Raw genomic sequence first — 24,088 nt, 5'->3', positions numbered from 1 at the left:
ACAGTTGTAATCAACGAGTGTCAAGTCTTGCTGTTTTAAATCTATGTAAATAAAAAAAGACCATCCATGTAACCATGGATAGTCTTTACTCAGCTAGCTAGGTATCAACTTGCCCTACCTTTTAAATGCCTGGGATTGGAACACGTTTGTGTTCGGTCTTCAGGTACTGCTTCTCCAGCTTTTCTTGAATAGCTGGAGAAATTTGCTTGCCTTCGAGGTAGTCGCTGTTATCACCGTAGGTGATACCGAGCTCGTCCTCGTCGGTTTGGCCGTCCCAAAGCCCAGCTGTCGGGGCTTTGTCCAGCACGCTTTGCGGCACGCCGATCTTCGCTGCGAGCGAGCGCACTTGGCGCTTGTTCAGCGTGCTCAGCGGCGTAATGTCAACGGCACCGTCGCCGTACTTCGTGTAGAAGCCGGTGACGGCCTCGGAGGCATGATCCGTGCCTACGACGATCAAACCCAGCTCAAAAGCCAAGGCATACTGCATGACCATGCGCGTCCGTGCCTTGATGTTGCCTTTGCCGCCGCGGCTCACATGCTGGTGAACGCCGATATGCTTGAGTCCGTATTCGACTTCGATGGCAATCTCGTCGACGGACTCTTCGATGTTGTTTTCGATTTGATATTTCAAATCGAAGGCTTTCGCCACCGCGTAGCTATCTTCGATGTCGACTTGTTGGCCATAAGGCTGGAACACGCCGACGGTTTTGTATTCTTTGCCTTTTTCCGCTGTAAGCTCGTCTGTAGCTTGCTTACATAGCCCTGCAGCGACCGCGCTATCAATACCGCCGCTGATTGCGATCAGCAGGCCGTTCGCGTGCGCGCCAAGCACATAATTTTTGAGGAAATCTACACGCTTGCGGATCTCTTCATCAATATCAATTTCCGGTTTAACGCCGAGCTTTGCGATAATTTCAGCTTGTAAACTCATGCAACTCTCCACCTTTTATCTAAATTTTGGAATGATGCCTTCTTTGAGATCTAGTATAGACTTTCGGCTCTCAAATTTCAAAGTGTAACTGGCAGTAATTTCGAAAAACAGCAGACAGGGGCTATGCGGTACGTGTAGATCGTCGATAATATCGACGATCTACACCGGCGGGCCCGCGAAGACGTACGAGTTAGTCGGTTTCTCCGACTAACTCCGCCCGCGAAGCCCCTAAACCCTACGAGTTAGTCGGTTTCTCCGACTAACTCCACCCGCGAAGCCCCTAAACCCTACGAGTTAGTCGGCTTTTCCGACTAACTCCACCCGCGAAGCCCCTGAACCCTACGAGTTAGTCGGTTTCTCCGACTAACTCCGCCCGCAAAGCCCCTAAACCCTACGAGTTAGTCGGTTTCTCCGACTAACTCCACTCGCGAGGCCTACTCACCCGCCTTAGGTGAGCCGCAAAAAGAAAAAGCCCACCCGCTCATCATCAGCAGGTAGGCCTCTATGTTGCCTTGCACTTATTATTTGCAATATTGTTCAAAAGCACCAATCAAATCGCCAGCGATCATGTCCGCGGAACGATCTTCGATTTGGTGACGTTGAATGAAGTGAGCTAGCTCACCGTTCTTGAACAACGCGATGGATGGGGATGATGGCGGGTATGGCGCCAAGTATTCACGCGCTTTCGCCGTAGCATCCTTCTCTTGACCAGCGAACACCGTGTATGTGTAAGTTGGTGTTGTTTCGTTCTGTAGGGCTTTTGCAACACCTGGACGACATTGACCAGCTGCACAACCACAAACGGAGTTCACGACAAGCAACATCGTGCCATCCTTGGATTTTTCAATTGCTTCCTCAACTTGCTCAGGAGTCAAAAGCTCCGTAATACCCAGACGAGTCAAATCTTCTCTCATCGGTTTAACCATATCTTTCATGTATGAATCAAAAGACATTGCCATATGTGCCACCCCTTAGGATTTGATAGTTACTCTTAAAACGTAATGACTACAATTTATATTATACATCCGTTAGCGGTGAAAGCAAAGTCCAATGTCTCTTGATAAAAATAGAAATAAAGCGAAAGCTGTTTAGGCTTCCGCTTCATCATTCTTTTTGCTGGTCGTCGCTTCGGCCGTCACTGAGGCCACATTCTTATCCGCATGGGTGAAAATCCCACTTTGCGGCGCAACGCCTTCTTCAAAGATCTCCCGATTCTGGGCGCTTTGGAAGCCGACGTCCTTGAACGGATGAACCCACTGATCGCCCGCCATGACCTCGGGATTCGTGTCCGACGTCCATTGCTCCAGCGGCGAATTGTTGGACTCATAATCATGATCGCCAATGGTCACGCCATACTCGTTCACGAATGGCGCACGCGGGCCTCGCCCTTGCTCAAACTGAGGTAGAAAGTCGATCTCAAAAGGATCTAGCTCACTTTGATCCTTCGAAAAGGTGGCTGATTTTTTCTTATCTTCGCTCATGTGGATGGGCGGTTGGGGCCGTCCAATTTTTTATCATAGCCCTCTTTACTTACAGGTTTTTTATCACGCTCTTGATTTTGTTGTTCTTGCTGAATTTGCGTTTTGGAATCGTTCTGACTCATATCCATCAGCTCCCTTCTGCCCGTAGTATGTGACAAAATAGGGAGGTTCATTCCAATAATCAGCATGAGCAAATTCATCAACTGCACAGGGGTGAGATACACCGCGGTTGGCTCAGCCAACGCGAAATAGCTTGCGATCATCCCGGCTGTACCGCCAAAGAACAAGGTGTTTTTCAGCAGTTTGCCCGTTCCTAGAACTCGTGTCGAACGAACTATCCATAGTTGCTGCCACACCAGTAGCGGCAGCAACAGGATCGCCAGGTACGCGTGATAGGGATGAAACCTCGATACAGTTCCTTCCACGCCAATTCCCCAAGGCAGCTGGGTGGGTAGTCCGAACGTTGGCATCAACGCCGCATAAAGAAACATCGCAGATGCAGCACCGACAGCAAGCATATCCAGCAACACCCGCCAAGCGATGCCCTGCTTGCGCACTTGATATGTGAGGTAGATGTATGCCAGTACGACACCTACGACAATCTCCATTTGAGAGCCTGCTGTCATAAGCAGCTTCATCGGGCTCTCCCATAGCAAGGATGGCTGCGTCAGAAGACTACCTAAGCGCCATGTAAAAAACACGATCAAGGCACTATTTAAAATCAGATCATCCATTCTTTTTACAACTACCCGCTCATTACCAGGTACTTCAGGTACTTCAGGTACTTCAGGTACTTCAGGTACTTCAGGTACTTCAGGTACTTCAGGTACTTCAGGTACTTCTTGCACATCTGGCATTTCAAACTCTACCCGGCTCCAAAGCCGCACTACACGTCGCATCAGCCAAAAACCAAGTACACAAGCCAACAACAAAGCGACTAACTTCCCCTGCAACTGCAGCGGACCGATTTGTACCACATCAGGCATAGGTGAGTGACCTCCGATTTCGCTTTCCATGTATCATTAACCCACTTAACTTTCGACAAGCCGCTTACTATTTCCTGGGAAATTGTGCAGAAGCGCGTGAACATTTGTCTAAATCCCTCGAACTTACTGGTGAATGATCTCCCGATCTTCTTGTCCCCATCCTATTTCCCGACAAAAGGAAACAACAGCTTCTGATTCTCGTTCGTATACATGTTATCCTTGGTGATAACCTCAGAGCCCGTATCCATCATACGTTTGACCGTTTCGCCGCGATGCGCTTGAAGTGCAGTTTTGACAGCGAGATATCCCATGTTAAAAGGTTTCTGAACAATCGTCCCTTGCAGGATCCCCGCCTCGAGGAAGGAAATTTCATTCATGGAACTGTCGAAGCCGACGAGTTTAATCGTGCGGTCGGGATCCATCTCTTTCAGCGCGCGTGCCGCGCCCATGGTGGATGGCTCATTCAGACCAAAAATACCCTTAATATCTGTGCGGCCCCGCAAGAGCTCCTTCGTCTGCTCATAGGCTCTATCCTCAGATCCATTACTATACAGCGTGTCTAACAATTGTACAGACGTATCTCCTTTTAGACGATCCCGCACGCCATTCTCACGATCCATCTGCGTATTCGAAGTTTTCACAAAGCTAACAATGGCATACGTGGCCGGCCCTTGCACATAGCCTTTCATCGTTTCCACTGCTTTGCGCCCTGCCGCATAATTATCCGTTGCGATGAAGCTCTCTGAAACGCCCCCAGCAAGCCCCGAATCCACTGTGATCAGTGTAATCCCTGCATTTACCGCACGCTGAGCAACAGGAACTAAGCGATTGTAATCCGTCGCCGCCAGGATGATGGCCTTCGGCTTCTCCGCTATCGCTTGCTCCACAAGCTTTATCTGTTCGTCGATTTGAGATTCCGAAGACGTTCCCATGATCTTGATTTCTGCATTGTACTCTTTCGCGGCAGCAAAAACACCTTGATTCAACACCTGCCAGAATTCAACGTGTGGATCAATCGTCTTAGGAATCACAATGATTGCATGGTTCTTAGCACTGAATTGGTTGCCGAATATCAGATACCCCGCGATCCCAATTGCAGCAGCAAGTATAATCACAACAGCACTCACTTTAATTTTCAAAAGAACACCCCACTTCTAGCCTTCACCTTGATCCGAAACGGGCGGAATGGCAGGAAACGTAATCGTGACTGTCGTCCCCTCCTCCAGTTCGCTTTCGAATTGCAATCCGTACAGCTCGCCAAAGTATAGCTGAATGCGGTGATTGACATTTTGCAAACCGAAACCTTTGCCTGATTGCGATTGATGCGTTGTCTTTTGTCGGACAGCTTTCAGCTGCTCCTCGCTCATGCCAACCCCGTTATCCATGACCTTCAATTCGATAACACCATCACGCTTCCGCCCGGTTATGCGAATATGCCCGCTCTCTGCCAAATGTTTCATTCCATGATAGATCGCATTTTCCACCAGCGGCTGTAAAACAATTTTCAAACTACGATCCTCCAACAGATCCGCGTCCACCTCAATGTCATACGTAAATTTATTGCGGTAACGGATATTTTGGATCGTTAAGTAATTCTCAATATGGGCTAACTCTACACGAATGGGAACGAGCTCTTCCCCTTTGCTAATGCTCGAACGCAGCAGCTTGGACAAGGCTGAAGTCATCGTCACAACATCATCGACTTTCCCCATCTCGGCCATCCAAATAATCGAATCCAGCGTATTATATAGAAAATGCGGCTGAATCTGCGCTTGCAAGGCCTTCAGCTCGCTAATTCGCTTGACCTCTTGATCCAGCACCGTCTGGCTCATCAGCTCTTTGATCTTGCTAATCATCAGATTGAACGTCCGAGACAGCTTACTGATCTCGTTGGCACCCTCCACATCGACGCGAATGTCGAAGTTCCCCTTCTCCACCTGCTTCATATGCACTTCGAGTTGTTTGATCGGTTTAGTCAACGTGATCGACAGCCATATTGAAATCGCCAGCGCAATAATAAGCGCAATACCGCCCCACATCGCGGACGTCAGCTGCATTTCTTTTTTGTTCCCGCTGAGGTCACCGGCGTAAGTTACGCCAACCATTTTCCAACCAAAACTCGTGGTACGCACGGTATAGATTTTATTTTCATCCGTCACCACCGTCTCGAACGTGCTATCCGGAGCCTGCATCAATGCGCGAATGTCCTCGGATTTCAAGCCCGAATACAACAGCTGCTGTTGAGGATGATAAATGAGATCTCCGCTTTGATCGAGGATGAACACGTACCCCCGCTGGCCCAACTGAATTTGATTGCATAGATCATTAATGAGGTTAAAGTTCAGGTCAACGAGCAGCACCCCGCTTGCGCCGCCAGGCCCAGGACTTGGCATCTGCTTCGAGATAGATACGACCCATTTATATTCATCTTGATACACATGCTGCACATGGGAGGAGGAAATGACGATATCCCCCTTACTCCTGCTCGCTTTCGTGTACCATTCCTGAGAAATCAGCTCGGCATAGGGCTTAAATTCAGGTGAAACTCGATCCGATACGATAGCGCCATTAGAACCGATGAACACAATGGAAGCGATATCATTTCGCGAGGCGACGATCGTGCTAAAATAGCTGCTGATCTGGCGTTTAAGCTGCTGCGCTTCGGCTTCCTGTGGATTTTTCAATGAGAGATATTGCTTAAGATCGGTGTTGCTCAAAGATAGGGTAGAGATACTCTCCATATTGCCAATGTACGTTTGAATGTTCTTATTCACTTGTTCCATCAGCTGATTTGTATACGTCAGTGACGCATCTGTTACGGCGACCGTCGAGAGACGATAAGCACTATAGCTGAGAATGACGGTTGTACATAAAATTAAACAAGAAAAGGCCAACGCGAACTTTGTATGTATGCTTTTGAATTGAAAGGCATGGTAGACACTTCTCATACATTCAGCCCAGCCTTATTGGCGGCTCTGAACTCCTTCGGGGTCATACCCGTATGTCTTTTGAAAATCACACTAAAATACTGCGGATCCCCATAACCTACCTTCGCTGCGAGTTCGTATGTTTTGAGTTGTGTCGTTGCCAGCATTTCTTTGGCTTTCTCCAAACGGTATCGGGTCACATACTCAATGAAGGTCTCCCCCGTATACGGCTTAAATAGGGCGCTGAAATAACTCATGCTCATATAGATATGATTGCACACGTGCTGCAGCGAAAGCTGCTCATCGGCATAATGCTCATGGATATAGGCAACCGCGGATTCTAACTGCGCCCCTGACACATGCGTACGCTTCTCTGCCAGCCGGTCTACGAAGGCTACACAAATGGCCTCTAGCCATAGCCGCACATCATCTAACGTTTTGCGTGTGTAAAGTTCCATGAACGAGTGATCGCCCAGCACGTCCTCCCCATCCACCCCCGTCTCCACCCCGGCATTCATCAGGGCGACGAGCAGTTTGTGAAGCTTGCCATAACAGGATTCCATTGGGCACGCCGACTTCTTCAAATCGTCGATCCACTCCTGCAGTGTGTTCGTGATGGCTGTCTTTTCACCTATTTTGATCGCTGCGATCAGTCTTTTCTCTGTACGCAAATAGCTCGTGTTATCTTGACTGCTCCCGAACTCCATATCGCCAATCGCTATGATGCGATTATTTCCCAGCATAAAGCGATAATCCAATGCCGTAAGCGCTTCCTGAAATGCCTTCGGCAGCTCCTGCAGTCCCTCACACATGCGGCTAATGCCGACCGTGACCGTCATGCCCAAATACTTCTCAATACTATATCTCGCCTGTTCGGCCAGCGTTTGACTGACGACTTCGACCCGCTCCTCAGCGCCCGAAACAAGCCCGACAAGCTTATCATCACGCGTCCGGAAAACCGCACCGCCATGCTCCTTCTCCACAATTTCATGCAAAATATTATAAGCCGCAAATCGCAGCAGCTCCTCTTCTGCCACTTGGTCGCTGTACAGCTCCCTCCCAAAATCATCAATATCAAGTGCCAGCACGGTATGCCTCGGTCCGGAGCTCTCTAAATCCAGGCCAAACATCGGGAGTTTCCGCTCGATCTCTTCTTTCCGCATGCCGGATGTGACCAACCGTTCCAAAAACCGCTCACGCAGCAAAGGCATGCTCTCTTGAAATTGATGGCGCAGGAACGTGATGTCCTCACGCTGCTTACGCTCCTCGTCCAGCTCGAGACATAGCTTCTGTAGGAATTCCGTGAATTCAGCACTATTGATCGGCTTTAGCAAATAGTCTTTGACCTTTAGTTTAATCGCTTGCTTCGCATAGTCAAAATCCTCGTACCCGGTTACAATGACGACTTTGATCGTGCGATACTTGGCGACAATCCGCTCCGTGAGTTGAAGTCCATCCATGAACGGCATATTAATATCCGTGATGACCACATCTGGTTGCAACCGCTCGACCGCTTCATAAGCGTCTCGCCCATTATCATAATCGCCTACCAGCTGGAAGCCGCAAGCTTCCCAGTTCGTCTTCTTCTTGATGCCTTCTCTGACTTCATCCTCATCATCGACCATGATGATTGTATACATCTCGGTTCACCTCTAGCGAAATCGAATTAGGCTCTCTATATATTGTACACAGCAGTCCCAGTAACTGGCAATGCATGTTCCCTAGTCGATGCACTGACAAACGCACAAAGAGGCTGCACAATTGCAGCCCCTATCGCTTGTATGATTATTTCCCCATGACTTCTACTATGCTTAGGAAGGTACGTTATGACTAGACAAGAAGAATTCAAATTGAATCTCCTGATCCGCTGGAATCTGATATTCTTCATGAACAGGTGCACCCCAGCTATCATCTCCGCCAACACCCATTTGTTTGCCCGCAACGGTAACAACCGTGTAATGAACTTCTGGCAGCTCGAAGGCATGATCCGCATGCTCGAGTTCAAATGCCGTATATGGCGACAAGTTGCATTCTACCGGTGCTAGTGGATCTGATTGAATCGACAATCCGATGCCGGTTACATCCGTCACATTCACACGGCGGACGCCCGTGCGGTTGCCTGATTCCTGTGGAACCAGATATGGCGTAGGCAATTGATTCACGGGACGGCTGAATACACCCAAACGAGCACCGAAATTGCGGTCTATATAATTCTCTTCAGGCCCCATCGCATACCACTCGGATTGACTATAATCCGCAGACATCTTGAACGATACAGCGAGTATTGGCAAATTCGGCAGACCCGCGGCACCTTTGTACTGCGTATTCACGCGAATCGTGCCATTCGCTAATACCGTGTACGCAATGCGAACGGAAACATCCGAGTGAATGCTGAACTTGTAATCGAAAATGACCGTTGCAGAACCTTGTTCTTGGCGTATCTCCCATTTGACGCATTTGCGCGCTAGGCTGGCAGCATACCAAGCTCCGGCCGTAAAGCTCATTGCCGTCCCTTTGTCATTATCCGTCGTAGCCCGCCAGAATAAAGGCGCAGGCGGTGTAGCGATCATTTCGCGGCCCTCGTATTGGAGCGAAACGAGCGATCCTACTTGTTTCGAGAAAATGGCGATAAAGCCTTTCCCTGTCACGCTCATATTGACATCGCCCTCAACGACGATGACTTCGCCAGAAGGCTGCTCATGCAGACGACTTGCCCCAACCACGAACGTCGTTTCTCCAAACGAAGTCTCAAATCCAGCATCCGCCCATAATGTAGCTTCTCTTAGAACTAAAGATGCTTGAATGCAGTACTCACCTGGCGTTCCATCTACATTCGGCAATTCGATTGGCAGACTGAATTCGCTCTGTGCTTCGACTTCAATATTTGCTTGTCCAGCGCCAATTTCTATCCCCTCATGGTACAGACGGTACACAAGTACCAAGTCATCTGTATTCGCAAATAAATTCTCATTCACGATGTTAATATGAGTGCGAGTTGGTTCCAACTTGATATTTTGATACAGGAATTTAACTTCCTGCATTTTAGGTGTAATTTGACGATCAGCAAACACTAGGCCATTGCCGCAGAAGCTGTAATCGGTTGGACGATCTTTGAAATCCCCGCCGTACGCCAAAAACTCACGGCCATTTCGGTCTTTTTTCACAATCGCCTGATCGATATAATCCCAAATAAAACCGCCTTGATACATCGGATATTTGTTCTCAAGCTCCGTATATTTATGAAGGCCTCCGACAGAATTCCCCATCGCGTGCATGTATTCGCAGCTAAGGTACGGTTTATCCGGCTGATTATTCAGATACGCCTCAATATCCGCTGGCTTCGCATACATGCGGCTTTCCATGTCGCTAGTCGCACCATAATTAATGCGATCGTAGAAAACTCCCTCATAGTGTACAAGTCGCGTAGGATCCGTTTCACGGAAATAGTTAGAAACATTCAGAATAACTTGCCCCGCATACGACTCATTACCACAAGACCAAATGAGAATGGACGGATGATTCTTATCCCGCTCCACCATCGAAATCGCGCGGTCCATGACGATGTCTTGCCATTGCATATCGTTACCTGGAATATTCCATGAAGGTTCGATAGCGCCCATCTTTTGCCAGGAGCCGTGCGTCTCTAGATTCATCTCATCAATGACATAGACCCCGTATTCGTCACAAAGCTCATACCAAAGCGTCTGGTTTGGATAGTGAGACGTACGAACGGAATTAATGTTGCTGCGCTTCAACGTTTGAATATCCCACAACATATCCTGCTTCGTGATCGCTCGTCCGCTGCGTGAGTTAAATTCATGTCGATTGACACCTTTGAAAACAATACGTTTCCCATTGATGCACATCAGCTTATCCTTCATTTCAAAACGTCGGAAACCCACCTTCTGGACAATGGCTTCCACTACATGTCCGCTCTCATCGTAGATCGAGATACACGCGGCATATAGATAAGGGCTTTCCGCACTCCAGGGCTGAACATGGCCAGCTGCAAGGTTGAAGCGTAGGTTGTCTTGGCTGAATTCCCCTTCTTCGGAGAGAATCACAAGTCCTTCAGCATCCTTTAATTCAAGCTTTGCGCGAACGGATGACGCTTGTTCATTGCGCAGCTTGAGCTCAATCTCAAGCAGCCCTTGCTCATACGCATCATCCAAATCTGCCTTCACACGCATATCCCATACATGCACTTTAGGTACCGTATACAAGTACACCTCACGGAAAATACCCGACATCCGCCAGAAATCCTGATCTTCCAACCAACTTCCTGTGCTTCGCTGATAGACTTCAACAGCCAGTTTATTCTCACCTTCACGAATATGCGGCGTTAAGTCAAACTCAGCAGGCGTAAAGCTATCTTCGCTGTAACCAATAAATTCGCCGTTAAGCCACACATAGAAGGCCGATTCAACGCCTTGAAAGGAAATATAGACAGGCTTGCCAACCATCGTAGCCGGCAATTCAAAATTTTTCACATAGGAGCCAACTGGATTATGCTCTTGCGAAATGTGGGGAGGACGAAGCGCCTCTACCCCATCCCACGGATACATCGTGTTGACATATTGCGGTTGTCCCCAGCCTTGAAGCTGGATATGACCAGGCACCTGGATATGCTCCCAAGCGCTGCAGTTATAATCCATTTGATAAAAAGACTGCACACGACTTGCGGGGTTAACCGCGTAGTTGAACTGCCAGCGCCCGTTCAAGCTATGCCGCATAGCCATAGGTGCGCCTGCCTCCGCAGACGCCATTTCCTCATAATAGCGATGATCCGAATGGGCTTCCAGCCGGTTCACTTTGAATACTTGTACATCTTGAAGCCACTCCAGGCTAGGTGCCGAATGTTTCATTAATATGCCTCCCGAAAAATAAGACCCACGAAGGGTCTTGATTTACACACTATTTTACAGAACCTACCATACCCGCGACAAATTGTTTTTGCATTAAGAAAAATACGAGTGCTGTCGGCAGTGTTGAGATGACAATAGCCGTCATGATCACCCCAAAATCCGGTGAATAACTAGAGCCCAAATTGGAAATCAACAAAGGAATTGTTCGTTTCTCCGGTGTTTGCAAGACGATCAACGGCCACAAGTAATTATTCCAGCTCGACATAAAGGTAATGATCGCTGCAGCGGAATACGTCGTTTTCATCGTCGGCATGTATACGCGGAAGAACAACCCTAATTCGGTCAATCCATCGATCCGCCCAGCTTCTAGAAGCTCCCTCGCAAACATTTTCGTGCTTTGACGGAAGAAGAAAATGAGAAATGCTGTCGTAAATGTCGGAAGAACAACCGCGTTCATCGTGTTGATCCCGATTAGCGGAACCGCACTCGACAGGCTGGAAAACATTTGGTAAAGCGGCACCATCAACGCTGCGAACGGAATCATCATGGAGACAAGCAGTAGATTGAACACGATATCTTTGGCTTTGCTCTGATAAATTTCGAAGGCATAACCTGCCAGTGAAGCCACCAACAAGGCCAAGATGGTTGTCGTTATCGAGATCTTCAAGGAATTCCAAAGTGCGGGAACGAGATTAATCGATTCGGTCAGTTTATGGAAGTTATCCATGAAATGCGATCCTGGTAACATTCTGCCCTGCGTAACATCGACAGACAGATTCGTGGAACTGATGACCATCCACAGGAATGGAAATATGGATATAATCGCCACAGCTGTAAGGAAGACATAGATGACTGTACGTCTTAGAGCTATCATTTTTTATCACCCGCCAATTTGATTTGAAGGACAGATAACACAATGATCATGACAACAACCGAGTAGGAAACTGTTGCTGCATAGCCAAAATCAGGTGTGTATTTAAAGGAAAGATTGTAGATGTATTGTGATATCGAGAGAGTAGCATTACCTGGGCCACCCTTCGTAATATTCATGATCTCATCGAACAACTGGAGCGTACCAATTGTCGAAGTAATGGACGTGAAGAGAACAATAGGTTTAAGCATTGGGAACGTAATATGGAAAAACTGTTTGACCGGAGATGCTCCGTCAATACGTGCTGCTTCATAGATAGAGCTATCAATGTTCTGCAAAGCGGAAAGGAAGAAAATCATATTATATCCTGTCCAGCGCCATGTAATGGCAAGGATAATCGTAATCTTCGCCCAAAAAGGATCAGAAATCCATGCGATAGGCTGTGAAATCAAGTGAATTTTAATTAAAGCCATATTGATCAAACCATCGTTGCCAAACAAGTATTTGAAAACAACCGAGTAGGCAACAAGTGAAGTTACGCAAGGCAAGAAAATTGCTGTACGGAAAAACCCTTTGAAACGAAGCTTGCTATCATTCAACATGACGGAAATCATCATCGACAGAATGATCATGACCGGCACCTGAATAATCAAATAGATAAACGTATTCTTAACGGCAGTGATGAATGTCTTATCGCTAAAAAGCCGCTTATAGTTGCTTATCCCATTGAAATGCAGATTAGCACCCGCACCTGTTTTAAAGGAAAGCAGCAATGCCTGAATCATGGGATAAAAGTAAAACAAACAAATCATCAATACAGCAATAGCGATAAACAGCCATCCCGTAAGCTTTGCACGGCTACGCATCGAGTAGTTCATTAGATTCAAATCCTTCCTATCATTTACGATGAAAAATTGAAACGCTGTCCCCTGTTTTGCATATTTCGCAATTCAGAGGTCAGCGTTCCATAGGTTAATGGGAAGAGAAACTTACTTAAGTTGGGACTCCGCTTGGGACTGAGCATCGCCGAATACTTTCGCAATGTCTTTGCCCTTCAGGTAATTTTGCATCTCAACTTTGAGAATATCTTCAATCGCATAGGTATGCAGACCATAGTTGACTTTAGGAATTTGAGCCGTCCATGTTGCGAAATCAGAAATCACTTTTTGGCCTCCGAAGAAATCGTCGGCTTTCGTGTAAGCTTCACCTTGTGCAGCAGGTTTATAGGTACCAACAACCCCTACGTCAGTAACTAATTTTTGATACAAATTCACATCAGAACCGAGTGTTTTGCCAAGGAAATCAGCAGCTGTATCTTTGCCCGTGCTGTTCAATACATACCAGGAGCTTCCCCCAAGGTTGGATGCATTAACGGAAGCAGCTGTATTCTTCAACTTAGGAAAAGGAACAACCGCCCATTTGCCAGATTGATCAGCTTGTGACTTAATCGAAGGTGTAATCCAGTTACCTGTCGGAACAGAAGCCACAGCACCGCTGTTGAAACCAGCTAGGAAGGAGTTCCAATCCGAGTTGATTTTAACAATGTTCGCGTTCATGATTTCTTTGTACGTCTCGAAAGCTTCTTTCAATACTGCGTTATCTTTCAGATCCGGGGTAGTACCATCACTTTTTAGATACCAAGCGCCACCAGATTGAATCATCATACGGACTAGGCCCAGATCATTAGGATCTTGTGTAAGCAAGTCTTTACCTGTTTTGGCTTTAACCGCTTTACCTACCTCAATGAATTTCTGCCAGTCAATATTTTTCAGATCATCGACTTTATAGCCAGCTTGTTCCAAATAATCTCTGCGTACGTATAGACCCGTTACACCGGAATCGAATGGTACACCGTATTGTTTGCCGTTCAAGCTTGTTGGACCTAACTTGTATTCAGCGAAATCGGAAGCTTTAATGGATGCGGACATATCTGCAAATGCATCTGGATATGTTTTCAAGAAGCTTTGTGCACGGTAATCTTCAATCAATACAACATTCGGCAGGCCTGACTTTGAACCGGAGTTTAGTCCTGTGTTCAGCTTTTGAATAATGTCATCTTGTGCATATTCGACAACATTGATTTTCACATCAGGATGGTCTTTCGCATATGCGTCTTTCGCTAGGTTCATCGCTGCGATATTAAAGTTCTTATCCCATGCCCAAACTGTAATTTCCTTACTAGTGCTTGCAGCACCGCCGCTAGGAGTAGTAGTTGATGTCGAGTCTGGCGAGTTACTTGAACATGCTGACAATAGCATAAAACTTGCAAGTAAAACCGTAGAAATTTTCTTCTTCATGTGATCCCCCTTGATGAGCTTGTATTGTTGTAAGTGCTTACTTATAAATAATATCATTTGGGCTAAATGTCTTGTTAGAACGAAATTTACTGAAATTAGCGTTTTTATTGTGTCTAAAATCCCTTCCTCCCTCGGTCATTTGTATTATTTTTATATTTTGTATTTATTTTATTTTTTATGCTTCTTATGTGATCTGTTCTGTACGCCATGGAAGGGTAATCGATATTTTCGTTCCTTGTCCCAACGTGCTTGTTATCGCAACGCCATATTCTTCTCCGTACAAAAGAACTAGGCGATCATGAACATTACGAATACCAATCCCTGTGAACAATTGCCTTGCACTTGTGGGGTTCGGCATCTCGTCCGCTTTATTCGAAAGCTCCATGCCATCCCCATTGTCAACGACTTCACAGAGCAGCGTATCCCTCTCTTTCGTGATGATGACATATATATATCCCGTGCCTTTCTTATTAAACGCATGAAAAAAAGCATTCTCGATAAAAGGTTGCAGCATCAAATTTGGCACTTGCGCAGGCAAGCAGTCCGGAGATACGAAGTAATCGACCTTAATCCCTTGGCCATAACGAATCTGATTGATGAACACGTAATGCTTTAAATTCACCAACTCTTGCACAACGGGAATCGTTTCTTTGACATTACTAATCGTATTTTGCAGGAGAGAAATAAGCGCATGAATCGTTTGGGTGGCGGTCTCTTTGCTCCCTCGTTGGACAAGGATGTTAACGGAAGCCAGCGTATTATATAAAAAATGCGGATTAATCTGCTGCTGCAGCGCGGCTAATTCTGCCTTGCGCTGCTCTTTCTGCGTATCCACGAGCTGGCTAATGTAGTCATTTAGCTCATCGAGCATAAAATTAAAGGATCTGCTAAGTTCCCTTGTCTCATAGGTGCCCGTTACCGCCATATAATTATGGAAATTCTTTTTCGTTACCGTGGACATTTTCTTAACAAGCTTTCTTAACGAGAGCGTCAACCTTCGTGTAATCACATATACAATGAGCACAGCAACAGCCACGATTCCCGCAACAATGAAGAAAATCGCTTTCCTATTGAGCATTTGACCAAGTGTTACCTTTTTATCAATGACATTCATGATGTAAAAATCGTACAACGGCAAATCTCCCGCCAATACAATGACATCCTTATCGAACATCTTCATTTCATCCTTGGCCAGACCCTGCTGCTGAATCCTCTGTGCACTGCTTAAGAGCTCTTTCGATGTTGTACCGATCAACTCGGCTCGGTTACTTGAAACAATCAGCCCCTGACGATCCAAGATCATCACATCATTCCCATCACTCGTAAAGCTGGTGTAAATAGATCGCAAATCGCTTTCTTTCAAGATCATATAAAGCGTCCCATACCATTCTTTACTGACAGAATCCGTTAGCGCTTTGGCGGCAACGAGTCCTTGATCCCCAGAACCTGGTGTTCCTTCATCCAAATAGCTGTACAACAAGCGCCCCGGCTCATCCCGCGACGCTTGTGTAATCGGATTTCGCCCTAAATCCGCCGAGGAACCAGACCAGTAGGTACGATCGCTCGTATAGTTTTTGCCATTAATGCCTGAAATAATCATCCCAATGTTCTTGGCTCCAATACCCGACTGGATTCGCTTCATCTGTTCGCTCATACCGAAGGTCACCTTGAAGTTGGTTACCGAATCGCTATCTCCTTCGGTCAGGAAGCTTTTAATCGCACCGCTTTGCGCTGCGTTAACGACAATATTTACATTTGAATAATGAATGGATTCCAGACCGCTTTTAATTTGCTCGATGATTTTGGAATTCGTGATACTAAATGTCTTTACAAAAAGTTTCTCCGACATTTGCACGGTAACCCAAGAAGTTGCCACCGTAACCGTAATCATGCTAAGCACCATAACTAGAAACAATTTACTGAATAAACTTTGATCGGAGATCCTTCTAATCCACGCCCCCATAGTGATGATTCCCTTCTTCTCTATTTTTTTCGATAGTGGCTAGGTGAAGTCCCCATCAACTTCCGAAACACTTTCGTGAAATAACTATGATCCGAGTATCCAACAAGAGAGGAGATTTCCGAAATCGAAATATGCACGTTATCCCTTAATAATTCACAAGCACGTTGGATTCGAATACGATTCAAATACTCATTAAAACCTTCTTTATTATGAATGGTAAAATAATTGGAAAGATACGATGGGTTGAAATGAAAATGTTTGGCCACTTCTGTCAGCGTAAGGGGTTCTGTAAAATGCTCATCCAGATACATTAAAATTTTCTGAATGCCCGGAGAACTCGTTTTATTTCCAGTCACACAGTCTGTCGCCTCATTAAGAAACTTGGCTAGAAGTGCGCGGACTTCCCCAATATGTTTGGTCTCATGAACGGCACGGAAATACTCATATTTTGCTTCATCCAGCGTTCTTGCCTCGTAGTGAAAATGCAGTAAGGAAACAATAATATTGAATAAGCTGTGACCTAAAAAAGATTTAAACTCAAACATATCCGTATCCAGCCTGTCAGGCATGGATTCTACATACTGGCTGAGACGCCCAAAAGCTTGTTGAAATTCTTGACGATTCAGCTCCGCAGTAAACGCCTCCGAATCAAATGTTTCGCCTTTCCCTTCATGCTCCACCAGTTCGTCAGCAAAGAAAAGCTGTTGATCCGACAGGAAGAAACGATGATCCAACACTTTGAGACTATCATGCATATACACGTCATGGAGTTCTGTAATGTTCGTAAAATTCTTGCTAAGTGCGACATAGAAGGATAAACCCGACCTTACGGCTGATTCTACCAATTGCTCTGCCAAATGAATGACATCCATTCGACCAGCATCCTCTATATTCAGCAAAAACCGGATATGGCTGTCTTGATGTGACAGGCGGTGAATGATGCATGGTTCCGTCATATCCTGAACCATCCCGTTCAGAAAAGCATCGATCCATTCCTCATTTCGCTTCAACGAGGATGTGTTATCTTGCCTATCTGCGACTAATAGAACGAAACAAGGATGAGGAAAATGGGTGCTTATCTCTGCACCATCTACCTCCATGGCATAGCCGGAAATCAACTTGTCCAACACATAGTCGACGGACTGCCCTTTTTCATTCGTAAAGTCCAAGTGTCGAAAGGCTGGCATCCCCGCTACCGTCTTTTTTAATACGGCTAACAGCGACCTCGCATCTAATTTGGGCTTTAGTAAATAATCAGCTACACCACTCTGGAACGTAGAACGCACATACTCAAATTCACCGTAGCTGCTGAGAACTACAATTTCAATCTCCGGATATAAACCTTTTACAACCCTAACCAATTCCTCCCCACTCATGACCGGCATAACGATATCCGTCAGGATCATGTTGGGTTCGAGTTGTTTCACCATATCAAGAGCATCCTTACCGTTAGATGCTTCACCGACAATTTGAAAGCCTTCGCTTTCCCAATCGAGAAGATGTCTGATTCCTTGACGGACCAGCATCTCATCATCAACAATTAATACCTTGCAATATGTCTCCATGACTTACTCCTTTGTGGACTATACATAGCTTTCCACTTGTTGAATGAACGATGTACGATCTCTGTCAGATTTTAAATGTAATTGTACACTTTAACAAGAATGAATCAACAATGGTCCCGAGCGCTTAACAACACAGCAAAAAAGCATCATTCACCATGTTAACGTGAACGATGCTTCTAGCAGATCGTGTTTTAGTTCAGAATAGAACGTCGCTTAATGTCGTTTTACTCGTATAGGAGCGGCTTGATATCCGCTGCATCAATGTTTGTTTTGTCATACCAGTGGAAACCGGTATCGATGTTCTTGGCAACTGCTTCACCTTTGATCGCTTGCACAGCTGCTTTCACGGACCAATAGCCGATGCCGATTGGATCTTGCGTAATCGCCCCAGCCATTTTGCCGCTGCGGATGGCAGCCATTTGTTGCTTGCCGGAGTCGTAGCCAATGACGACGATTTTATCTTTCTTCAGCTCGGTTACCGCATTCAGAACACCGATAGCTGAACCTTCGTTGGCACCGAAGAAGCCTTTGATATTCGGGTGGGCTTGAACAATCGCTTTCGCTAAATCAGTGGATTTGAGCTGATCGCCACCGCCGTATTGGGTATCGACGATTTTGATGTTCGGATACTTGGCTTTGATCTGATTCGTGAAGCCATCTCGACGATCAATCCCTGTACGGCTCGTTTGGTCATGTACGACAAGCGCAATTTCGCCTTCGTTACCGATGAGCGCAGCCATTTTGTCGGCGGCGAGCGCAGCAGCCGCTTTATTATCGGTAGCGGCCGTCGTTACCGGAATGTCGCTATCCACACCGGAGTCAAAGCCAATTATCGGGATTTTACTTGCTTTGGCCTTCTCGAGCAGCGGCGTCGCCGCCTTACTGTCAAGGGCAGCGAACGCGATGGCCTGCGGCTTTTTGCCCAGTGCAGCTTGCAGCATTTCAATTTGCTTATCCACCTGCGTTTCTGTTTCAGGGCCTTCAAATGTAATCTCTACGTTGAATTCTTTCGCTGCTTTCTCGGCGCCTTGCTTCACCGCTTGCCAGAACTGATGCTGGAATCCCTTGGAGATGACAGGAATATAGATTTTATCTGACTTGACGGTTGTTGTCGTTCCCGATGTGGATGTCGCTGTTTTCGTTGTGGAACTGCACGCACTCAATAAAATAGCTGACAGCAATACCAACGATGATGCTACAGCAAATGTCTTTGTCCGTTTAAGCACTGTACCTCGCCCCTTGCTCCTCAATTTTTGGTTGTATAAGACTCCTGACGGAGTGAATACCAAGGCTATTTCTTGCGGCGGCGCATCATATCTGCGTATACCGCCAGCACAATGACAATCCCGACAATGACCGTCTGCCACTCTTGCTTCACGGATAAAATACGAAGTCCATTCGTCAGCACACTCATGATCAAGGCACCAATGACGGTTCCAAGGATGGACCCCTTGCCCCCACTTAGGGATGTGCCCCCAATGACCACGGCTGCGATAGCTTCGAGCTCATAACCTGAGCCAAGCGCTGGCTGCGCTGAGTTGAGGCGAGAGGCCATCATGATGCCGGCGATCCCGCTGAACACTCCTGTCAGCGTGTAAATCACGATTTTCCAGTAGTCTACGTTGACGCCGGAAAGCCTAGTGGACTCTTCATTGCTGCCTAGGGCAAAGTTGTAACGGCCGATGATCGTTTTGGTAAGGATGATACTAGCGATGATTGCGGCTCCAAAGAAGATGAGAATCGCATTCGGAATGCCAGGGATTATCGAACCCATTGAAATCTTCGTAAATCCAGGCGTGTCATTAAAATAAATCGGCTTCGTTCCCGATATGACAAGCGATAAGCCCTTCGTCACCATCATCATGGCGAGCGTTGCGATGAAGGGTGGAATTTTCATTTTAGCTACAAGTAATCCACTAATGAGACCGCAGATCGCTCCGGCGAGAATGCCGCCTAGGATGCCGAGCGGCATCGGCAACTGCCACGTCGTGATGATCACACCAGCCATTACGGCTGAGAATGTCATCACGGTTCCAACGGCCAAATCGATCCCCGAGGTGATAATAACGAACGTTGAGCCCAAGGCTAGGACCCCGATAACAGCGGTTGAGAGCATAATGGCGACGAGGTTATCGAACTGGAAAAAGTTGCTCGACGAGATGGAAAAAATGAGAACGAGCATAATTAAGCTGGCGAATGCCAGTAATTTCTGTGCAGCTCCGCTTTGCTTGGACAAGGTGGGCATGGTTTTCTTGTGTGCAAGCCATGTTGACATGAGGCTCCTCCTAACTAATTCGCATTGTGGCGAATTTCATAATGGCTTCCTGTGTGGCTTCATGCTGCGTGAGCTCACCGGTAATACGACCTTCGCACATGACCATGATGCGATGACTCATACGTAATATTTCTGGCAGCTCCGAGGAGATCATGATAATCGATTTCCCCTGTGCCGCGAGATCATCGAGCAGCTTGTAAATCTCGGTTTTGGCTCCCACATCAATGCCCCTCGTCGGCTCATCGAAAATGAGAATATCGCAGTCCCGCAGCAGCCATTTGCCAATAACGACCTTTTGTTGGTTACCGCCAGATAGAAATTTCACTTGTTGGTGAATGGTTGGTGTTTTGATTTGAAGCGCTTCCACATAGTGCTGCGCTTTCTCGCCGATGATGCTGTCTTGCATCCAGCCGAGTCGCCGCGCTTTGCGATAAGAGGCGAGCGCGATGTTCATCTTCACATCCATGTCCACCATGAGCCCGAAGCGTTTGCGGTCCTCGGACAAGTAGCCGATGCCATGCCTTACCGCGTCATGCGGCGCTTGGATACGGACCTGTTGTCCGTGGATGCGAATCTCTCCGGAGTCGATGGCGTCTGCGCCAAATATGGCCCGCGCCACCTCCGTGCGTCCCGCTCCCATCAGGCCGGCGAAGCCAAGGATCTCGCCTTTGGCCAGATGGAAGGACACGTCCTTCACTGCTGAGCCGCGGTTGAGTTTGGAGACCTCCAGAACCGTGGTGGGTGAGCTGTTGTTGAGCTGTTGATTCGGGCTTACGTAAAGCTCGCGCCCTACCATCATTGAAATAATCTGATCGATGGATGTCGAATGCGTCTGCACGGTATCGATATAGCGGCCATCACGCATGACGGTGATGCGGTCGCTGATACGTTTCAGCTCTTCCATGCGGTGAGAGATGTAGACGATTCCTACACCGCGGCTGCGGAGCTGGTTAATGATGCGGAACAGCTCCTCGATCTCTGCGTGCGTTAGCGCCGCTGTCGGCTCATCCATAATCAGCACCTCGGATTGAAAGGATAAGGCCTTCGCGATCTCCACCATCTGCTGCTTGGCGACCGTCAAATCCGCCACCAGCGTTCGCGGGTCTAGCTGCAGATTCATCTGATCTAAGAGCAGCTGCGCTTGCTCGTTCAGCTTTCGCTCATCGACGAATAGCTTGAAGCTATGTCTCGGCTCGCGGCCAATGAAAATATTCTGTGCGATCGTCAAATCCGGCATCAGATTCAACTCTTGGTGAATCATCGAAATGCCAAGCTGCTGCGCTGCTCTTGTATGGGGAAGATTCACTTCGGTGCCTTTGATGAAGATGCGTCCCTCATCCTTCTGATACACCCCTGTGGCTATTTTCATTAGCGTGGATTTCCCTGCCCCATTCTCACCGACAAGCGCATGTACCTCACCGGCAGCTAACGCTAATTGACACTGATGCAGCGCATGTACACCAGGAAAATGCTTCTCAATCCCTTCCATCCGGAGCAAAACTTCCTCATTCATCGTCGATCTCACCTCTGTGATCATTCTACCTTCCAGAAGCTGGAATGAGAGTGGATAAATCTCTTTAAAAACATTGAAAATCTTCTGATTTGGAGTAGGTATGGTAGGTGGATCAGTACAAGGGGGTACATGATATGTGTTTGATGCCTAATGAAAAGTGCTCAGTGAAAAGTGAAAAAGCAAAAAAATGGCAAAGTGAAAAACGAAAAATCCAAATTGCGAAGATAACTGGAAAATATACAGCTATTTTAATCCATTCTCCTAATTTAATTGAAATAACTGGAAATTATACAGTTATTTTCACGTGAAATCCGCATTTCCTGCAGTTACTCGAAAATTAACATCATTTTTTCCAGTTAATCTTTATTTCCGTTGGAAAACCGCTAATTTAGATGTACTTTCTCCATCTAAATGGGGGATGTAGCTAGTCTGAGACACAATACCAGCCGGGATAGGTTGATTTTGCCCGATCAGACTGGGTTGGTTTGGTGACCTCCGCCTCAACGCCAAAAAGCCCCTCACCAGGAGGGGCTTTCAACGCTATCTAGCTGCTATTCGCCAGCTTGACCGTTCAATTTTTCTTTGAGCAGATTCAGCTGCTCATCCACTTTGGCTTGCTTCGCAGTGTCGACCGGCGTGTAGCTGCCTACGCTGCCTGCAGGTACGTATGGCTTGCGAGCGATCTCAGCTTCAACTTCAAGCTGGATAATCTTCTCTTCCATGCGTTGGAAGCCGCGGGACGCGTTGCCGCTCTCAATCACACCGTTGTAGGACACTTGTGCCATTTGTTTCTTCGCTTTAGCCAATTGAGCACGGGATACAAGCTCGTTGCGTTTGTTGCGCATTTTGTAGAATTCATCTTTCATCTCGTGCAATTGTTGTGTCAACTCATCTGCATGTGCTTTCGCAGAAGCGTGTAGATCTGTGTACTCAACAATTTTGTCTTCGTGGTACAGTTTTTCTTCGACTGCTTGGCGAGCAATCGCTTCTTGGCCGTTTTTGATGGCTGCGGAAGCTTTCGCTTCACGGTCAGCTACAAGGCGAACGGATTCCTCAAGGCGCTGCTTCAGCTTGCGCTCACTTGCGATTTGGCGTGCAACTGTTACCTCAGCTTGCGCAATTTCTTGCTCCATATCGCGAAGGTATTGGTTCAACATCACGATCGGATCCTCAATTTTATCTAATACCTCGTGAATGGATGCTTTTGTCATATCTTTCATTCTTGTGAATACTCCCATGGTTTACACGTCTCCTTTTTTACTATCCAATGTTTGTTTTTCAAAGCGAGCAACTTTGGCTCTTAATTCATCTACTTCTCTTTGCAGTGCTTTCTTCTCAATGTCTTTCATCATCTCATCAATGTTGTTTTCCGTTGGTACGTAATCCGCTCTATGAGCAGCTTGGCGGTGATTATGATGATTATGGAGATTTTGGTGGTTATGGTGGTTATGGGATTTATGATTCCATGCTCTCCCTGAATAGTTTTGACGACCATACGAACTTGCATAGGGATCGAATGGGGGCTGATCAAACCCAGGTTCCTTCGGAATAACAATCGCCGCTACAAAGTAGATGAAAATGACGGTCCCTCCGGTGAAAAACGTGGTGATCACGACTAGTAAACGTAATAGTGTGACATCTACATTCATGGCTTCTGCAAGTCCTCCGCATAGGCCCGTTACTTTCTTATCTCTTCGTGAGCGGTATAGTTTGTTCATGATCCTGTGTTCCCTCCTGTTTCAGTCTATTGCGAAGTGCTTCCATTTCCGCATCTACAGCCGGGTTTCCCCCACTATAGAAGCTTTCGCGACCCATCTTCCTAACATCGCGAAGTGTCCTGGCGTGCAGCTCCATATCGGATACGCGCTCTTCCAATCGGCCGAACATCCGCGGTGCCCCATCTTGTGTGACACTGCTGCGAGCATGCATTCTTTGCTGCAAGCGAGCGGACTCCATACGGGCCAAGTAGTAGCTTCGTTTGTCTGCGACTTCTTTGTAATCTGCTTTGAGTTGTTGCAGCTCCTCATCCAGCTCAAGGATGGACTGCTTCGCCTGCTCATAAAGTTCATGGTATTGCACGCTTTTCTCTTCCGCCTGCAGCTTCTCTTGCAGGACGATTCGTGCCATGTGTTCTTCGCCTGCTTTCAAAGCCAGCAGCGCTTGATGCTCACGCTTTTCTTTCGTTTCAAGTGCGGTTAAATATTGCTGCCGAAGTGATGCTGCGTGACTAACGCATTGCTGATACAATCTTTCAGACTGTACAAGCTGCTCACGTTGGTTCGCTAAGTATTGGTCAATCAAGCGTACCGGATCTTCCGACTTCTCTAAATGTTCATTCAAAGTTGCCACGGTTATATCTCTCATCCGCCTAAATAGGCTCATCTTCACTCCACCTTTTTCACACTCTGTATTCA

At 46.9% G+C, this 24,088-nt stretch carries 20 protein-coding genes; 1 reads left to right on the top strand and 19 read right to left on the bottom strand.

Annotated features, from left to right (window positions below):
- Positions 1-121: 121 nt before the first annotated feature.
- From nadE to J2736_RS29345, 16 genes are all read right to left on the bottom strand, one after another.
- Positions 122-931 (bottom strand): ammonia-dependent NAD(+) synthetase, encoded by an 810-nt coding sequence (gene nadE / locus J2736_RS29420; RefSeq protein WP_310502147.1) that lies wholly within the window; start codon positions 929-931, stop codon positions 122-124.
- 521 nt (positions 932-1,452) lie between these two features.
- Complete coding sequence (locus J2736_RS29415; protein ID WP_310502146.1) at positions 1,453-1,890, bottom strand: BrxA/BrxB family bacilliredoxin; 438 nt, start codon at positions 1,888-1,890, stop codon at positions 1,453-1,455.
- A gap of 129 nt (positions 1,891-2,019) precedes the next feature.
- Positions 2,020-2,412, bottom strand: coding sequence for a DUF3905 domain-containing protein (locus J2736_RS29410; protein ID WP_310502145.1), 393 nt, complete (start codon positions 2,410-2,412; stop codon positions 2,020-2,022).
- Positions 2,409-3,398, bottom strand: coding sequence for a hypothetical protein (locus tag J2736_RS29405; RefSeq protein ID WP_310502144.1), 990 nt, complete (start codon positions 3,396-3,398; stop codon positions 2,409-2,411). The genes J2736_RS29410 and J2736_RS29405 overlap by 4 nt, the downstream gene beginning before the upstream one ends.
- Before the next feature lie 161 nt (positions 3,399-3,559).
- The gene (locus J2736_RS29400; protein ID WP_310502143.1) at positions 3,560-4,537 is read right to left on the bottom strand and encodes a substrate-binding domain-containing protein; all 978 of its coding nucleotides are present in this window, start codon (positions 4,535-4,537) and stop codon (positions 3,560-3,562) included.
- A gap of 15 nt (positions 4,538-4,552) precedes the next feature.
- Positions 4,553-6,346, bottom strand: coding sequence for a cache domain-containing sensor histidine kinase (locus J2736_RS29395; RefSeq protein ID WP_310502142.1), 1,794 nt, complete (start codon positions 6,344-6,346; stop codon positions 4,553-4,555).
- The gene (locus J2736_RS29390) at positions 6,343-7,965 is read right to left on the bottom strand and encodes a response regulator (RefSeq protein ID WP_310502141.1); all 1,623 of its coding nucleotides are present in this window, start codon (positions 7,963-7,965) and stop codon (positions 6,343-6,345) included. The genes J2736_RS29395 and J2736_RS29390 overlap by 4 nt, the downstream gene beginning before the upstream one ends.
- A 171-nt stretch (positions 7,966-8,136) precedes the next feature.
- A complete protein-coding gene (lacZ, locus tag J2736_RS29385) occupies positions 8,137-11,190 on the bottom strand; it encodes a beta-galactosidase, LacZ type (protein ID WP_310502140.1) in 3,054 nt (1,017 codons plus the stop codon).
- Between the two features lie 49 nt (positions 11,191-11,239).
- Positions 11,240-12,064 (bottom strand): carbohydrate ABC transporter permease, encoded by an 825-nt coding sequence (locus J2736_RS29380; RefSeq protein ID WP_310502139.1) that lies wholly within the window; start codon positions 12,062-12,064, stop codon positions 11,240-11,242.
- Entirely contained in the window at positions 12,061-12,927 is an 867-nt protein-coding gene (locus J2736_RS29375) for a carbohydrate ABC transporter permease (RefSeq protein WP_397341884.1), read from the bottom strand. The genes J2736_RS29380 and J2736_RS29375 overlap by 4 nt, the downstream gene beginning before the upstream one ends.
- A gap of 123 nt (positions 12,928-13,050) precedes the next feature.
- Positions 13,051-14,358 carry an ABC transporter substrate-binding protein gene (locus tag J2736_RS29370; RefSeq protein WP_310502137.1) on the bottom strand — a complete coding sequence of 436 codons (1,308 nt, stop codon included), beginning with the start codon at positions 14,356-14,358 and terminating at the stop codon, positions 13,051-13,053.
- A gap of 184 nt (positions 14,359-14,542) precedes the next feature.
- Positions 14,543-16,321 carry a sensor histidine kinase gene (locus J2736_RS29365; protein WP_310502136.1) on the bottom strand — a complete coding sequence of 593 codons (1,779 nt, stop codon included), beginning with the start codon at positions 16,319-16,321 and terminating at the stop codon, positions 14,543-14,545.
- Between the two features lie 20 nt (positions 16,322-16,341).
- A complete protein-coding gene (locus J2736_RS29360; protein ID WP_310502135.1) occupies positions 16,342-17,886 on the bottom strand; it encodes a response regulator transcription factor in 1,545 nt (514 codons plus the stop codon).
- A 224-nt stretch (positions 17,887-18,110) separates the two neighbouring features.
- The gene (locus tag J2736_RS29355) at positions 18,111-19,112 is read right to left on the bottom strand and encodes an ABC transporter substrate-binding protein (RefSeq protein ID WP_310502134.1); all 1,002 of its coding nucleotides are present in this window, start codon (positions 19,110-19,112) and stop codon (positions 18,111-18,113) included.
- Positions 19,113-19,177: 65 nt separating this feature from the next.
- Positions 19,178-20,161, bottom strand: a complete 984-nt coding sequence (locus J2736_RS29350; RefSeq protein WP_397341880.1) for an ABC transporter permease — start codon at positions 20,159-20,161, stop codon at positions 19,178-19,180.
- A gap of 10 nt (positions 20,162-20,171) precedes the next feature.
- Positions 20,172-21,674, bottom strand: coding sequence for a sugar ABC transporter ATP-binding protein (locus tag J2736_RS29345; RefSeq protein WP_310502133.1), 1,503 nt, complete (start codon positions 21,672-21,674; stop codon positions 20,172-20,174).
- A gap of 134 nt (positions 21,675-21,808) precedes the next feature.
- Here J2736_RS29345 and J2736_RS29340 point away from each other — a divergent pair, with 134 nt between their 5' ends.
- Positions 21,809-21,982, top strand: a complete 174-nt coding sequence (locus J2736_RS29340; RefSeq protein ID WP_310502132.1) for a hypothetical protein — start codon at positions 21,809-21,811, stop codon at positions 21,980-21,982.
- A 243-nt stretch (positions 21,983-22,225) separates the two neighbouring features.
- Here the strand turns inward: J2736_RS29340 and J2736_RS29335 are convergent, their stop codons facing one another.
- The 3 genes from J2736_RS29335 to J2736_RS29325 are packed head-to-tail and all read right to left on the bottom strand — an operon-like array spanning position 22,226 to position 24,056.
- Entirely contained in the window at positions 22,226-22,912 is a 687-nt protein-coding gene (locus tag J2736_RS29335; RefSeq protein WP_310502131.1) for a PspA/IM30 family protein, read from the bottom strand.
- Between the two features lie 3 nt (positions 22,913-22,915).
- Positions 22,916-23,392 carry a PspC domain-containing protein gene (locus J2736_RS29330; protein WP_310502130.1) on the bottom strand — a complete coding sequence of 159 codons (477 nt, stop codon included), beginning with the start codon at positions 23,390-23,392 and terminating at the stop codon, positions 22,916-22,918.
- Complete coding sequence (locus J2736_RS29325; protein ID WP_310502129.1) at positions 23,361-24,056, bottom strand: PspA/IM30 family protein; 696 nt, start codon at positions 24,054-24,056, stop codon at positions 23,361-23,363. The genes J2736_RS29330 and J2736_RS29325 overlap by 32 nt, the downstream gene beginning before the upstream one ends.
- Positions 24,057-24,088: the final 32 nt, after the last annotated feature.

The sequence above is a fragment of the Paenibacillus qinlingensis genome (assembly GCF_031455095.1).
Lineage (GTDB): Bacteria > Bacillota > Bacilli > Paenibacillales > NBRC-103111 > Paenibacillus_E > Paenibacillus_E qinlingensis_A.
Note: the sequence above shows the minus strand (reverse complement) of the source record. Positions and strands in the feature narration are given on the sequence as shown.

Bases quoted from the DNA above. Each gene is read 5' to 3' on its own strand.
- J2736_RS29330 (WP_310502130.1), bottom strand. From the start codon at position 23,392: ATGAACAAACTATACCGCTCACGAAGAGATAAGAAAGTAACGGGCCTA.
- J2736_RS29335 (WP_310502131.1), bottom strand. From the start codon at position 22,912: ATGGGAGTATTCACAAGAATGAAAGATATGACAAAAGCATCCATTCAC.
- J2736_RS29415 (WP_310502146.1), bottom strand. From the start codon at position 1,890: ATGGCAATGTCTTTTGATTCATACATGAAAGATATGGTTAAACCGATG.
- lacZ (WP_310502140.1), bottom strand. From the start codon at position 11,190: ATGAAACATTCGGCACCTAGCCTGGAGTGGCTTCAAGATGTACAAGTA.
- J2736_RS29395 (WP_310502142.1), bottom strand. From the start codon at position 6,346: ATGAGAAGTGTCTACCATGCCTTTCAATTCAAAAGCATACATACAAAG.
- J2736_RS29410 (WP_310502145.1), bottom strand. From the start codon at position 2,412: ATGAGCGAAGATAAGAAAAAATCAGCCACCTTTTCGAAGGATCAAAGT.
- J2736_RS29345 (WP_310502133.1), bottom strand. From the start codon at position 21,674: ATGAATGAGGAAGTTTTGCTCCGGATGGAAGGGATTGAGAAGCATTTT.
- J2736_RS29375 (WP_397341884.1), bottom strand. From the start codon at position 12,927: ATGCGTAGCCGTGCAAAGCTTACGGGATGGCTGTTTATCGCTATTGCT.
- J2736_RS29370 (WP_310502137.1), bottom strand. From the start codon at position 14,358: ATGAAGAAGAAAATTTCTACGGTTTTACTTGCAAGTTTTATGCTATTG.
- J2736_RS29350 (WP_397341880.1), bottom strand. From the start codon at position 20,161: ATGTCAACATGGCTTGCACACAAGAAAACCATGCCCACCTTGTCCAAG.
- J2736_RS29365 (WP_310502136.1), bottom strand. From the start codon at position 16,321: ATGGGGGCGTGGATTAGAAGGATCTCCGATCAAAGTTTATTCAGTAAA.
- J2736_RS29325 (WP_310502129.1), bottom strand. From the start codon at position 24,056: ATGAGCCTATTTAGGCGGATGAGAGATATAACCGTGGCAACTTTGAAT.
- J2736_RS29340 (WP_310502132.1), top strand. From the start codon at position 21,809: ATGTGTTTGATGCCTAATGAAAAGTGCTCAGTGAAAAGTGAAAAAGCA.
- J2736_RS29360 (WP_310502135.1), bottom strand. From the start codon at position 17,886: ATGGAGACATATTGCAAGGTATTAATTGTTGATGATGAGATGCTGGTC.
- J2736_RS29390 (WP_310502141.1), bottom strand. From the start codon at position 7,965: ATGTATACAATCATCATGGTCGATGATGAGGATGAAGTCAGAGAAGGC.
- nadE (WP_310502147.1), bottom strand. From the start codon at position 931: ATGAGTTTACAAGCTGAAATTATCGCAAAGCTCGGCGTTAAACCGGAA.
- J2736_RS29405 (WP_310502144.1), bottom strand. From the start codon at position 3,398: ATGCCTGATGTGGTACAAATCGGTCCGCTGCAGTTGCAGGGGAAGTTA.
- J2736_RS29380 (WP_310502139.1), bottom strand. From the start codon at position 12,064: ATGATAGCTCTAAGACGTACAGTCATCTATGTCTTCCTTACAGCTGTG.